General features: G+C 70.7%; 11 protein-coding genes. 2 read left to right on the forward strand and 9 right to left on the reverse strand.

The window, feature by feature from the left end; translation table 11 throughout:
• Positions 1-125: 125 nt before the first annotated feature.
• Complete coding sequence (locus tag V4F39_RS02075) at positions 126-1,001, forward strand: dioxygenase family protein (protein ID WP_332287576.1); 876 nt, start codon at positions 126-128, stop codon at positions 999-1,001.
• On the opposite strand, the gene V4F39_RS02080 is transcribed toward V4F39_RS02075, so the two are convergent.
• Together V4F39_RS02080 and V4F39_RS02085 are read right to left on the reverse strand one after the other, a co-directional pair.
• Entirely contained in the window at positions 962-3,592 is a 2,631-nt protein-coding gene (locus V4F39_RS02080) for a diguanylate cyclase domain-containing protein (protein WP_332287577.1), read from the reverse strand. The two genes, V4F39_RS02075 and V4F39_RS02080, sit on opposite strands and share 40 nt — an antisense overlap.
• A 112-nt stretch (positions 3,593-3,704) precedes the next feature.
• Positions 3,705-4,808: a BMP family ABC transporter substrate-binding protein gene (locus tag V4F39_RS02085; protein ID WP_332287578.1), complete on the reverse strand. Its 1,104-nt coding sequence runs from the start codon at positions 4,806-4,808 to the stop codon at positions 3,705-3,707.
• Positions 4,809-4,958: 150 nt separating this feature from the next.
• Between V4F39_RS02085 and V4F39_RS02090 the strand changes: the two genes are divergently transcribed.
• A complete protein-coding gene (locus tag V4F39_RS02090; protein ID WP_332287579.1) occupies positions 4,959-5,318 on the forward strand; it encodes a hypothetical protein in 360 nt (119 codons plus the stop codon).
• 19 nt (positions 5,319-5,337) lie between these two features.
• Here V4F39_RS02090 and V4F39_RS02095 read toward each other — a convergent pair whose 3' ends face one another.
• From V4F39_RS02095 to V4F39_RS02125, 7 genes are all read right to left on the reverse strand, one after another.
• Positions 5,338-6,396: an adenosine deaminase gene (locus tag V4F39_RS02095; protein ID WP_332287580.1), complete on the reverse strand. Its 1,059-nt coding sequence runs from the start codon at positions 6,394-6,396 to the stop codon at positions 5,338-5,340.
• A gap of 26 nt (positions 6,397-6,422) precedes the next feature.
• A complete protein-coding gene (locus tag V4F39_RS02100; RefSeq protein ID WP_332287581.1) occupies positions 6,423-7,460 on the reverse strand; it encodes an aromatic ring-hydroxylating dioxygenase subunit alpha in 1,038 nt (345 codons plus the stop codon).
• Between the two features lie 72 nt (positions 7,461-7,532).
• Positions 7,533-8,687, reverse strand: coding sequence for a BMP family ABC transporter substrate-binding protein (locus V4F39_RS02105; protein WP_332287582.1), 1,155 nt, complete (start codon positions 8,685-8,687; stop codon positions 7,533-7,535).
• 47 nt (positions 8,688-8,734) lie between these two features.
• Positions 8,735-9,655 carry an ABC transporter permease gene (locus V4F39_RS02110; protein WP_332287583.1) on the reverse strand — a complete coding sequence of 307 codons (921 nt, stop codon included), beginning with the start codon at positions 9,653-9,655 and terminating at the stop codon, positions 8,735-8,737.
• Complete coding sequence (locus tag V4F39_RS02115; RefSeq protein ID WP_332287584.1) at positions 9,652-10,788, reverse strand: ABC transporter permease; 1,137 nt, start codon at positions 10,786-10,788, stop codon at positions 9,652-9,654. Before V4F39_RS02115 ends, V4F39_RS02110 begins: the two co-directional genes overlap by 4 nt.
• Positions 10,775-12,352, reverse strand: a complete 1,578-nt coding sequence (locus V4F39_RS02120) for an ABC transporter ATP-binding protein (protein WP_332287585.1) — start codon at positions 12,350-12,352, stop codon at positions 10,775-10,777. Before V4F39_RS02120 ends, V4F39_RS02115 begins: the two co-directional genes overlap by 14 nt.
• Positions 12,349-13,650: an NCS2 family permease gene (locus tag V4F39_RS02125; protein ID WP_332287586.1), complete on the reverse strand. Its 1,302-nt coding sequence runs from the start codon at positions 13,648-13,650 to the stop codon at positions 12,349-12,351. The genes V4F39_RS02120 and V4F39_RS02125 overlap by 4 nt, the downstream gene beginning before the upstream one ends.
• Positions 13,651-13,663: the final 13 nt, after the last annotated feature.

Here is a 13,663-nt window from a genome sequence, read left to right on the forward strand (position 1 = left end):
GCGATGCCGCGAGCAATCGGCGCGCCCGGCCAGGAGGGCGGCGCCCGCCCCATCACCGCGCTGCAACGCCGCGTGCAAAGCCGTCGAACCGCCGTGGGCGCCGCCCCTGCTGCAATAGGCTCACGATGGACACCTCCCTTCCCGCCCTCTTCCTGTCGCACGGCTCGCCGATGACGGCGCTCGAGCCCGGCGAGACCGGCCGCTTCTGGCAGCGCCTCGGGACCGCGATCGATGCAGCCACCGGACGGCCGAGCGCCATTCTGGCGGTTTCGGCGCACTCGCTGACGCGCGAACCCGCATTGCTGGCGGCGCCGCGCCACACCGCGGTGTACGACTTCGGGGGCTTCCCCGATGCCCTGTACCGTCTGCGCTACGACGCGGCCGGCGATCCGGCGCTGGCCACCCGCGTGCAGGCCTTGCTGGCGGCCGAGGGCATCGCGGCGCACCGCCTGGACGACGGCGGGCTGGACCACGGCATCTGGACGCCGCTGCGATGGATCTACCCCGCAGCGGACATCCCCGTGCTGCCGCTGGCCTACGTGCCCACGTGGCGCCCTGCCGAGCAGTTCGCGCTGGGGCGCGCGCTCGCGCCGCTGGCCGACGAGGGCGTGCTGATCATCGGGACGGGCAGCATCACGCACAACCTGCGCCTGCTGGGCCGTTTTGTCGCGAACCAGGGCGTGGGGCAGCCCGAGATGGCCGAAAGCGCCGAGTTCCGCGCCTGGATGGCGGCCCGGTCGGCCGCGCGCGACTGGGACGCCCTGCTCGACTACCGCAGCAGCGCCCCGCATGCCGCGCTGATGCACCCGACGGACGAGCACCTGCTGCCCTGGTACGTGGCGGCCGGCGCAGGCGGGCGTGACGCCACGCCGCAGCGCCTGCACGAGGCGGTGACCTTCGGGGCGCTGGGCATGGACGCCTACGCGTTCGGCCCGGGCGCGGCGCGCCTCGCCGAGGCGCTTCAGGCGAGCTCGCTCCAGGTCGACGCCGCGAGCATGTGACGCCCGCGGCCGGCGCGCTTGGCCTGGTAGAGCATCGCGTCGGCCTGGGCGATCAGCGCGGTGGCATCGGGCCGCGCGCCCTCCTCGACAGCCGCGAGCACCACCCCGACGCTCGCGCCCACCCGCAGCCGCAGCCCGTCGATGTCGAACGGCCGCTGCGCCGCTTCCACCACCTTGCCGGCCACGCGGTCGGCGTTGCCCGGCTCGCGCAGGTGGCTCAGCAGGATCGCGAACTCGTCGCCGCCCAACCGCGCCACGCTGTCGGTCGGGCGCACCAGGGCCTGGATGCGCTGTGCGAACTGCCGCAGCAGCGTGTCGCCCGCCTGGTGGCCGTGCTGGTCGTTGACAGGCTTGAAATGGTCGAGATCGATGTAGAGCAGCGCGAGCTGGCCGCACCGCCGGTCCTGCAGCAGCTTGTCCAGGCGGTGCTGCAGCCCCGCGCGGTTGAGCACCCCCGTCAGCGCGTCGGTGCGTGACAGCGCCTCCAGCCGCGCCGCATGCTCCTTGTGCTCGCTGATGTCGTAGCCGACGCTGACGTAGCCGTCGATGCTGGCGTCGTCCAGGCGCAGCGGCACCAGGTTGATCAGCAGGTGGCGCTGCGCCTGGGGCCCGGCGTCGCCGGCTTCGTACCGCACGCTCTCGCCAGCCAGCACCCGCTCCACCCACGCCTCGTGGCGCCGGTGCTCCGCGTCGCCGAAGACCTCGCGCACCGTGCGGCCGATCACCTTGTCGCGCGACACGCCATGCCAGCGCTCGAAGGCGCTGTTGACGAACCGGTAGCGCCCGTCGTGGCCCACCGCGGCCACCATCGCCGGGATCGCCTCGGTGACCGAGCGCAGCGTCGCGGCCTGCCGGCGCTGCTCCTGCTGCGTGGCGCGCTCGCCCGACACGTCGCGCAGCATGGCCGAGAAATGGCTGAGGCGGCCGTCCGAGCCGCGGTGGCCCAGCACGATGTGGCTGGCCACCGCCTCGCGCCCGCTGCCGTCGATCACCGCGGTCTCGCCCACCCAGACGCCGTGCTGCCTCACGTGGGGCAGGATCTCCGCGGCGAACCGCTCGCGCACCGAGACCGGATGGAATTCGCTGAAGTGCCGGTGGCCGACCGCATCGTGCGGCCCGATGCGCGCCGCGCGGCGTGCCGCCGGGTTCATGTAGATCAGGTGGCCGTCCAGCCGGGCCTGCACCACGTAGTCGGTCGTGGCATCGAAGATCGCATTGACGGCCTTCAGCCGTTCGTCCGCCGCGGCGCGCTCGGTGATGTCTTCCACCGTGCCGACGAACCCCTCCAGGCGGCCGTCGACCACGAGCGGGGCGCAGCGCAGCGACAGGGTGGCGCGCCTGTCGCCGTGCTGGACGCAGCGCACGCTGCGCACGCCCTCGCGCCGCTGCGCCGCCTCGCGCCAGGACGCCAGCGCCGCATCGCGCTGGTCCGGCGCCATCCACAGGCCCGGCGCGCCGGGTCCGGCGGGCGGCAGGCCATGCATGCGCAGGTAGGCGTCGTTGGCATAGGTGATCGCCCCGTCGACGCCGGCACGGAACAGGCCCAGCGGCGAGGCGTCGCTCACCGCGGCCACCTCCGCCTGGCGCTGGCGCCACTCCTTGACCATCGCCTCGAACTCGCGGGCGAGATCGCCGCGCTCGTCGCGCAGCGTCGTCTGCAGGCGCAGCGGCGCATCCGGCGACGCGCGCCACGCCCGCATCGCCTGGTGCAGCGCGGTCAGCGGGCGCAGCAGCCGGTGCATGGCCAGCCAGGCGAGCGCGGCCATCGCACCGCCCAGCAGCGTGAGCTGCAGCAGCAGCCGGCGCTGCGCCTGCTGGATCGGCGCCTCGACCTCCCAGGCCGGCAGCACGGCCCGCAGCTCCCAGTCGGTGTTGCGCACGGCCTTGCGGGTCACGATGTCGCCGGCGCCGTAGCCGCCGCGCTCGGGCTGCAGCAGCAGCGCGCGGTCGGGATGCGCCACGTACACCGGCGTGCCGCCACGCGTGACGATCTCGTAGTGCCCCGTCCGGCCGACCGGCAGCGCACCGAGGCGGCCCAGCAGGTTGTCGCGCTCGATCTCGATGCCCCCGCCCAGCACCCCGAGGAAGCTGCCGTCGCGGGCCCGCAGCGGGGCCGCCATCAACACCGCGGCCTGGTTGCGCACGCGGCTCATCACCGGGGCGGACAGGCTCACCTGGCCGGTCCGCATGGCACCCACGAAGTAATCGCGGTCGGCCACGTTGATTGGCCGGCCGTCGCCGCGCCGCGGCTCCGACAGCAGCACGTCGCCCGACGGCGACACGACGAACGTGCCCTCGAACAACGCCTGCAGGCCGGTGGCACGCGTCAGGAAGCGCCGCAGCCGCGGTTCGTCGGACAGCAGCGCCGCGTCGATCGGGGTGGCGCTCAGTTCGAGCACGCCGCGGTAGAGCTCCACCTTGTCGCCGAGGCTGTCGGCCACCGACTCGGCCAGCGCCGCCTGCTGTGCCTGCAGCAGCGTCTTCACATCGCGTGCGATGTACCTGTGCTGGATGCTGCCCACCACGCCCATGAGCGCAACGACCAAGGCAGCGCCGACCCAGGCCGCCTTGGTTTCCAGCGTCAGCTTCAAACCCGGTTCTCCAGAGCAGCAACGGCTGCATTATCAGAAGTACCGAGTCGGAAACAGCCCTAATTAAATGTCATTAATCAATTCATATCAGTGAATTTGAAACAATTGGTAGTCAACGCGCCGGCAGGCTGCCAACAACGCCTTCGACGAACCAATCCATGCTGGCGATGGCGGCGTCGTCGAGCGCGCCCGAGGCCAGCCGCACCACGCCGGACTGGTCCACCAGGCGGCCCGAGAACGGCACGGCCTGGCCGGCCACCAGCGCCTGGCGGCGTTGCGCCACCTCGGCCCGCACCGCCTGCGGCACCGACGGGTCGATCGCGGCGAGCTGGACCATGCCATCCTTGACGCCCCCCCAGGTGTTGGAGGACGACCATTGGCCGCCGACCACCTGCTGCGCACGGCGCGTGTAGTAGGCGCTCCAGTCGCTGGTGATCGCGGCCAGCTGCGCACGGGGCGCAAACGCCCGCATGTCGCTCTGGTACGCGATCAACCGCACGCCCTTCTCCTCGGCCAGCTGCGGCACCGCCGGCGACCCGCTGTGGTTGGTGAGCACGTCGGCACCGGCGTTGACCAGCGACAGCGCCGCCTCCCGCTCGCGCGGCGGATCGAACCAGGTGTTGAGCCACAGCACCCGCACGGTCGCGCGCGGGTTGGCGGCGCGCATGCCCAGGGTGAACGCGTTGACGCCCTGGATCACCTCCGGCACCGGGAAGCCCGCCACGTAACCGGCGACGCCGCTGCGGCTCGTGCGGCCCGCCAGGTAGCCGGCCAGCCAGCGGCCCTCGTAGAAGCGCGCGTTGTAGGTCGCGAGGTTGGCAGCCCGCTTGTAGCCGCCGGCGTGCTCGAACTTCACGTCCGGCAGATCGGCGGCGGCACGCAGCGCCGGGTCGAGGTAGCCGAAGCTCGTCGCGACGATGAGCCGGCAGCCCTGTGCCGCCAGGTCGCGCATCACGCGCTCGGCATCGGGGCCTTCGGCCACGGATTCGACGAACACGCTCGACACCTGGCTGCCCAGCGTGCGCTGCATGGCCTGGCGGGCCTGCTCGTGTTGGTAGGTCCAGCCGGCGCTGCCGATGGGCGTGACGTAGACGAAGCCGATCTTCAGCGGCGCCTGCTGCGCGAGCACGGGCTGCGGCACCAGGGCACAGAAGACGGCGGACAGCGCGATGCGCCGGGCCGGGCGCACCAGCGCCCGGATGAGGTTTTTGAACATGGTTGTCCTCGACATGGCCACAATGGAAAAGCCGGCGGGTGGTGGCGCACCCGCCGGCCTGATGAAGGCGCGCATTCTAGGGAACCCTGGCACGCAGGGCGCTCCAACACCTCCGTTCACCCTTCTACGCCTCGGCCGCCCCTCACCACCATGATCATCGCCATCTGGATCGTCACCGCCGTCCTGCTCGGCCTGTGGTCGCTCACCGCCTGGGGGCTGCACGTGCTGCTCGTGCACGGCGCCGGCTGGGCGGCCGACCTCCGCCCGCTGATCGAGCAGATCCCGTTCGGGGAGTGGATCGACCGCTGGGTGCCCGGCTGGCAGGCGATGCTGCAGCTCGCGCTCGACCTGGTGCAGGCCGGCCTGGGCTGGCTGGGCGCCTCGGCCGGCTTCGTGGTGTGGCTGGTCTGGGGCCTGGGGGCTGCCGCGCTGGCCGGGATGGCCGGCCTCGGCACGCTGATGGTCGTGCTGCTGCGCGGCAAGCCGCAGCCGCCCTCGGTGCCGGCCTGAGGCCGGCGGCGCAGCCGCTTCAGGCCGCGTCGGCGAACACCCGGTCGAGCTGCTCGATCCACTCGGCCTTGGCGCTTTCGGCGGCAAAGCTCGCCTCGATGCTGTTGCGCGCCAGCACGTAGGCGTGCCGCGGCCCGAGCTGCGGCAGGCCGTCGAACGTGGCGTCGAAGTTGGCGTTCATGTAGCCGCCGAAGTAGGCCGGATCGTCCGAGTTCACCGTCACCTTGAGCCCGGCCTCCAGCAGCGCGGCCAGGTTGTGCCGGTCCATCGTGTCGAACACGCAGAGCTTGACGTTCGACAGCGGGCACACGGTCAGCGGCACCTGCTCGCGCGCGAGGCGCTCGACCAGCGCGGGGCTCTCGACGCAGCGCACGCCGTGGTCGATGCGCTCGACCTTCAGCACGTCGAGCGCGGTCTCGATGTAGGCGGCGGGGCCCTCCTCGCCGGCATGCGCGACGAGGTGGAGCCCCAGTTGGCGGCACTGCTCGAACACACGCGCGAACTTCTCGGGCGGATTGCCGCGCTCACCGCTGTCGAGGCCGACGCCGATGAAGCGGTCCTTGAACGGCATGGCCTGCGCCAGCGTCTCGAACGCGGCCTCTTCGCTCAGGTGGCGCAGGAAGCACATGATCAGCGCGCTGCTCACGCCCAGCTCGCGCTGGGCGGTCTCGCCGGCCCGCGTCAGGCCGTCGATGACGGTCTGGAACGGCACGCCGCGGTCGGTGTGGGTCTGCGGGTCGAAGAACAGCTCGGCATGCACGACGTTGTCGGCCTTGGCCCGGTGGAAGTAGGCCATCGCCATGTCGAAGAAGTCTTCCTCCTTCAGCAGCACGCTGGCACCCGCGTAGTAGATGTCGAGGAAGCTCTGCAGGTCGGTGAAGGCGTAGGCCTCGCGCAGCGCCTCGACGCTGGCGTACGGGATCGTGACGCCGTTGCGTTGCGCCAGCGCGAAGATCAGCTCCGGCTCCAGCGAGCCTTCGATGTGGATGTGCAGCTCGCACTTGGGCATGCCGTGCAGCAGCCCGGGCAGCTTGTCGCGGCCGATCTTGTCGAGGCGGGAAGCAAGTTCGAGGGGCATGTCGGTCTCCAGGGAATTCAGGGCGATCAGCAGACGCCGAAGGTGATGCCGCTCTCGCGCAGGTAGCGGCGGTAGGCGGTGGAAGCACGGTCGGCCGCGCTGTGCAGTTCGGTCACCGGCGCCTGCGGCGAGATGGGCAGCAGGCGCGGGCGCTGCGATTCGAGCACCGGCTTGTCCTGCATGAAGATGGTGTGCTGGAAGCCCTGCAGGTGCGCGTCGGTCGAGTCCCAGTCGAGCATGGCCAGGCGGATCCACGCGCGGCTGCGCTCGGGCGACAGCGGGCACACGAACATCGCGATCGATTCGCGGAAGCCTGCCACCTTCACCGTGGCCGCATCGGGCACCTTGGTGAGGATGGCGGTGTAGGGCGCGTTCACCTCGTAGGTGTACTCGACCATCGCCCCCGCCTTGGCCTGCACGCTCGACTGCGGCTGCCACGCACGGCATTCGGTCGCGATGAACCCGGTGTCGGTGGCGGTGACGCGGTAGGGCTCCAGCGCGGTGTGGTCGCGCGCGCCCAGCCAGCCTTCGTGCACGTAGCCGAAATGCGCCATGTCGAGGAAGTTCTCGACGATGCGCGGCGCGCTGGTCTCCACGTCGTACGGCCCGCAGTTCACCTTGCGCAGGTGCGGGTCGCCCTCGGCCGCGAAGGCCGGCAGCGGCGGCTCGGGCTCGCCCGCCACGGCGGGCTTCAGCGCCACCCACACCAGGCCGTAGGCCTCGCGGGCGAGGTAGGCCTGCACGCGGTGGCCGGCCGGCGGCGCCCAGTCGGGCACGGCGGGCACGTGGGTGCACTGGCCGCCGGCCCGGAAGCGCCAGCCGTGGTACGCGCACTCGAGCCGGTCGTCCTCGATGCGGCCCATCGAGAGCGATGCGCCGCGGTGCGGGCAGCGGTCGTCGAAGGCGTGCACGCGGCCGGCATCGTCGCGCCAGATCGCCAGGTCGGTGCCCAGCAGGTGCGCCTGCACCGGGCAGCGGCGGCCGTCGGCGCGCGCGTCGTCGAGCCTGCTGGCGAGCAGCACGGGGTGGAAATGGGCGACGTGGGCAAGGCCGGCTTCGGTCATCGTGGCAGGCTCCGGGAATGAAAAAGGCCGCCCGGCCTGACGGCTGGCGGGCGGCCCGGCGGGGGATGCAGCTTACTTGGCGGACGGGATCTTGCCTTCGACGCCCTTGACGTAGAAGTCGATCTTGTCCTTCCAGTCCTGGTCGGCCTTGCTGCCCTGCGGCAGGCGTTCCTTGCCGGCGTTGTCCACCACGGGGCCGGTGAACACCTCGAAGTCGCCCGCCTTCATCTGCACCTTGATCTCGTCGATCTTCTTGCGGGTGTCCTCGGGCACCACGTCGGCCACCTTGACCAGGTCGTTCTGGCCTTCCTTGACGCCCCACACGGTGCGCTCGGTCTTCCAGGTGCCGTCCATCACGTCCTTGATGGCCTTCTTGTAGTAGCCGCCCCACAGCGCGACGGCCGAGCCCAGGTGGGCCTTGGGCGCGAAGGCGCTCATGTCGCTGTCCCAGCCGAAGGCGTACTTGCCGTTCTTCTCGGCGGTCTGCAGCACGGCCGACGAGTCGGTGTTCTGCAGCAGCACGTCGGCGCCGCCGTTGATCAGGCTCTGCGCGGCCTCGCCTTCCTTCGGCGGATCGAACCAGGTGCTGACCCAGACGACCTTGGTCTTGATCTTCGGGTTCACCGACTGCGCACCCAGGGTGTAGGCGTTGATGTTGCGCAGCACCTCGGGGATCGGGAACGAGCCGACGAAGCCGATGGTGCCCGTCTTGCTCATCGTGCCGGCGATGATGCCGGCGAGGTAGGCATCCTCGAAGAACTTGGCATCGTAGATGCGCATGTTCTCCGCGGTCTTGTAGCCCGTGGCGTGCTCGAACTTCACGTCGGGGAACTCGGCCGCCACCTTCAGCATCGGCTCCATGAAGCCGAACGAGGTCGCGAAGATGATCTTGTTGCCCTGCGTCGCCAGGTCGCGGATCACCCGCTCGGCGTCGGCGCCCTCGGGCACCTTCTCGACGAAGGTGGTCTTGACCTTGTCGCCGAACTCGGCCTCGACGGCCTTGCGGCCCTGGTCATGCGCAAACGTCCAGCCTGCGTCGCCCACCGGGCCGACGTACACCCATGCGGCCTTGAGCGGCTCGGGCGCGGGGGCCGGCGCGGACGCGGACTCGGGAGCGGCGGCCACCGGCGCGGGCTCCTCCTTCTTGCCGCAACCCACCAGCGCGGCCGCGGCCACGGACGACAGCGCAGCCCACTTCAGCAGGTTGCGCTTGCTCAGAACAGTCATGTTGGCTCCTCGAAGGAAACAGGAATCGGACGGACGGGACGCGTATGTTAGGCGCCGGGATGGAACGGCTTGCCGAGCGAGGCCGGCATGTTGATGCGGATCCACAGCGGGTTGCGCGAGATCAACGCCAGCACCACGATCGTGGCCAGGTACGGCAGCATCGACAGCAGCTGGCTCGACACTTCCACGCCCGCGCTCTGCAGCGCGAACTGCAGCATCGTGACGCCGCCGAACAGGTAGGCGCCGAGCAAGACACGTGCCGGACGCCAGGTCGCGAAGGTGGTCAGCGCCAGCGCGATCCAGCCCCGGCCGGCCACCAGCCCCTCGACCCACAGCGGCGCATACACCACCGACAGGAAGGCCCCCGCCACGCCGCAGAGCGCGCCGCCGCCCAGCACCGCCGCGAAGCGGATCAACCGCACCGGGTAGCCCAGCGCGTGCGCCGACTCGGGCGACTCGCCCACCGCGCGCAGCACCAGGCCGGCGCGGCTGCGGTAGAGGAACCACGCGAGGCCGGCCACCAGCGCGATCGCCACGTAGACCATCGGGTGCTGCCTGAACAGCGCCGGCCCGATGAACGGGATGTCGGCCAGCAGCGGCACCTCAAACGGCACGCGGTCGGCGAGCTTCTTGCCAACAAAAGAGACGCCCACGAAGGCCGAGAACCCGCCGCCGAAGAGGCTGAGCGCCAGGCCGGTGGCGTACTGGTTGGTGTTGAGCCCGATCACCAGCAGGCCGAACACCGCCGCCATCAGCGCCCCGGCGCCCGCGCCGGCCAGGAAGGCCAGCGTGTCGCTGCCGGTGGACAGGGCGGCCGCGAAGCCCGCGATGGCGGCCACCAGCATCATCCCCTCGGCGCCGAGGTTCAGCACCCCGGCCTTTTCATTCAGCAGCAGGCCCAGGCCGGCCACGGCCAGCGGCGTGCCGGAGGCCAGCGTGGCGGCCACGAGCAGGGCGATTTCGTTCACGGCTGGGCCTCCTTCAGGGCCGATGCGGGGGTGGCGACCGAGGGGGGCGAGGCCACGGGCCGGGGCGCCGCGCGCCACTTCACCCGGTAGTGGATCAGGGTGTCGCAGGCCAGCAGCAGGAAGAGCAGCGAACCCTGGAACACGCCGGTCAGCGCGTTGGGCAGGCCCAGGCGCGACTGGCCCAGCTCGCCGCCGATCAGCATCATCGACAGCAGCACGCTCGAGAACACGATGCCCACCGGATGCAGCCGGCCGACGAAGCAGACGATGATGGCCGTGAAGCCGTAGCCGGTGGACACGTGCGGCGTGAGCTGCCGCAGCGGCCCGGCCGCCTCCATCGCGCCGGCCAGGCCGGCCATGCCGCCGGAGACGAGCAGCGCCGTCCACAGGGCCGAGCGCGACGAGAAGCCGGCGTAGCGCGCGGCCATGGGTGCGAGCCCGCCCACCTGCAGCTGGTAGCCGCGGTACATGCGGAACAGGAACACCCAGAACAGCGCCACCATCACCACCGCGACCACGATGCCCCAGTGCAGCCGCGTGCCGGTGAGCATCACCGGCAGCCAGGTGCTGGCGTCGAAGGTCTTGGTCTGCGGGAAATTGAAGCCCATCGGGTCTTTCCACGGGCCGAAGACCAGGTAGTTCAGCAGCTGCTGCGCCACGTACACCAGCATCAGGCTGACGAGGATCTCGCTCGCGTTGAAGCGGTCGCGCAGCAGCGCGGTGATGGCCGCCCACGCCGCGCCGCCCACCACCCCGGCCAGCAGCACCAGCGGCGCGTAGAGCCCGCGCACGCCGGTGACACCCAGGTTGGTGAGCCACAGCGCCACGCCGCCGCCGGCGATGGCACCGAGCAGGAACTGGCCTTCCGCGCCGATGTTCCACACGTTGGCCCGGTAGCACACCGCCAGGCCCAGCGCGCACAGCATCAGCGGCGTCGCCTTCAGCAGCACCTCGGCGGTGGCGCGCAGGCCGTTGAGCGGCTCGACGAAGAAGATCGCGAGGCCGCGCGCCGGATCCTTGCCGAGCGCGACGAACAGCAGGCTCGCCAGCACCACCGTGAGCGCGAGCGCGATCAGCGGCGAGCCGAGCGACATCACCTTCGAAGGCTGCGGGCGCGCCTCAAGCTTGAGCATGGTCCACCTCCGCGGCCTTGGTGCGTTCCGCGCCGGGCCACAGGCCCGACATCCACTCCCCGATCGTCTCGATGGTCGCCTCCGCGGCCGGCACGCTGGGCGACAGCTTGCCCTGTGCGATGACGACCAGCCGGTCGGATACCTCGAAGAGTTCGTCCAGCTCCTCGCTCACCACCAGCAGCGCGCAGCCCTCGTCGCGCAGCTGCAGCAGCGCGGCGCGGATCTGCGCCGCGGCGCCCACGTCCACGCCCCAGGTGGGCTGCGAGACGATGAAGACCTTGGGCTTGGCGTCGATCTCGCGGCCGACGATGAACTTCTGCAGGTTGCCGCCCGACAGCGATTTGGCCGCCGCGCCCGGCCCGCCGGCCTTCACGTTGAAGCGGCGGATCAAATCCTCGGCCAGCTTCTGCACCTGGCCGACGCGGATCCAGCCGCCCGCGCCCACCGCCTCGGTGCGCGTCAGCAGCGTGTTCTGTGCCAGGCTGAGCGTGGGCACCGCGCCGCGGCCCAGGCGTTCCTCGGGCACGAAGTGCAGCCCCAGGTGCCGGCGCTTCGACGGGCTGGCGCCCGCGATATCGTGGCCGAAAAGCGTGATCGACCCCGGCACGGCACGCCGGTCCTCGCCCGACAGCGCCGCCATCAGCTCCTGCTGGCCGTTGCCCGAGACGCCGGCCACGCCGACGATCTCGCCCGCCCGCACCTGCAGCGCGATGTCGGCCAGCGAGGTGCCGAAGGGGCTCTGCTTGGCCAGCGTCAGGCCCTTCAGTTCCAGCGCCACGGCGCCGGGGTGGGACTGGTTGTGCTTCAGCTGCGGCGGCTCGGCGCCGATCATCAGGCGCGACAGGCCGGCGTTGGTCTCGGTCGACGGGTCGACCTCGCCCGTGACCTTGCCGCCGCGCAGCACGGTGCAGTGGTGGCACAGCGCGCGGATCTCGTCGAGCTTGTGGCTGATGTAGAGGATGGCGCAGCCGTCGGCCGACAGCTGGCGCAGCGTGACGAAGAGCTTCTGCACCGCCTGCGGCGTCAGCACCGAAGTGGGTTCGTCGAGGATCAGCAGCTTCGGGTCGGTCAGCAGCGCGCGCACGATCTCGACGCGCTGGCGCTCGCCCACCGACAGGCTGTGCACCGGGCGCAGCGGGTCGACCTCGAGCCCGTAGGCGTGCGAGACCTTGCGGATGCGCTCGGTCACCTCGGCCAGCGTCATGCTCTTGTCGAGGCCGAGCCAGACGTTCTCGGCCGCGGTCAGCGTGTCGAAGAGCGAGAAGTGCTGGAACACCATGCTGATGCCCAGCGCCCGCGCCTCCTGCGGATTGCGGATGTTCACCGCCTGGCCGTTCCAGCGGATCACGCCTTCGTCCGGCCGCACCGCGCCGTAGATGATCTTCATCAGCGTGCTCTTGCCGGCGCCGTTCTCGCCCAGCACGGCGTGGATCTCGCCCGGCTTCACGCGCAGGCTCACCCCGTCGTTGGCCTTGACCGCCGGATACTGCTTGCTGATGTTGGAAAGCTCGAGTCTCAGCACGCCGCCCTCCCCCTCGATGATCCCTTTGTCTGTCGTCGTCATTCGCCGCCAAGGTAGATGTACTTGAACAGGAAAATACACCCGATCACCCAGACCATCCAATGCACCTCGCGGCCGCGCCCGGTCAGCAGCTTCAGCACCGCGTAGGTGATGAAGCCGAAGGCCAGCCCGTGGGCAATGGAGTAGGTGAACGGCATCATCAGCGCCGTCACCGCGGCCGGGACCACGTCGGTGGTCTCGTCCCAGTCCAGTTCGGTGATCTCCCTAAGCATTAAACAGGCCACGAAGAAGAGCGCCGGCGCGGTGGCATAGGACGGCACCGAGCCCGCCAGCGGCGAGATGAAGAGGCAGGCCAGGAACAGCACCGCGACCGTGATGGCGGTCAGGCCGGTGCGCCCGCCGGCCTGCACGCCGGCGGCGCTCTCCACGTAGGCGGTGGTGCTGGAGGTGCCGAGCAGCGAGCCGGCGAAGATGGCGCCGCTGTCGGCCATCAGCGCCTTGTTCATCCGGTCCATGCGGCCGGGCACCAGCAGGCCGGCGCGCTTGGCCACGCCCATCAGCGTGCCGGTGGCATCGAACAGCTCGACCAGGAAGAACACCAGGATCACGTTCAGGATGCCGCCCTTCAGCGCGCCGGCGATGTCGAGCTGCAGGAAGGTGGGCGCGATGGACGGCGGCGCCGAGAACACCCCGGCGAAGGTGTTGCCGCCCACCCAGAACGACAGCGCCGTGACCGCCAGCATGCCGATCAGGATCGCGCCGGGCACCTTCAGCCGGTCGAGCACCACGATGGCAAAGAAGCCCAGCGTGGCCAGCGCCACGCCCGGCGTGTGCAGGTTGCCCAGCGTGATGTAGGTGGCCTTGGAGGGTGCGACGATGCCGGCGCTCTTCAGCGCGATGATCGCCAGGAAGAGCCCGATGCCCACCGTGATGCCGATGCGCAGCGGCTGCGGTATGGCCTTGAGGATCAGCTCCCGCAGCCGCAGCACCGTGACGGCGAAGAACAGGCAGCCCGAGACGAACACCGCCCCCAGCGCCGCCTGCCAGGTGAAGCCCATGTGCATCACCACCACGTAGGCGAAGTAGGCGTTGAGCCCCATGCCCGGCGCCAGCGCGATCGGGTAGTTGGCGTAGAGGCCCATGATGGTGGAGCCCAGCGCCGCGATCAGGCAGGTGGCGACGAACACCGCGCCCTTGGGCATGCCGGCGTCGCCGAGGATCGACGGATTGACGAACATGATGTACGCCATCGTCAGGAAGGTCGTCAGGCCGGCGATCAGTTCGGTGCGCACCGTCGTGTTGTGGTCGCGCAGGTGGAACAGGCGTTCGAGCAAGGGCATGGCTGTCTCCTCC

The organism is Aquincola agrisoli (genome assembly GCF_036621135.1).
In the GTDB taxonomy this organism is placed as follows: domain Bacteria; phylum Pseudomonadota; class Gammaproteobacteria; order Burkholderiales; family Burkholderiaceae_C; genus Aquincola; species Aquincola agrisoli.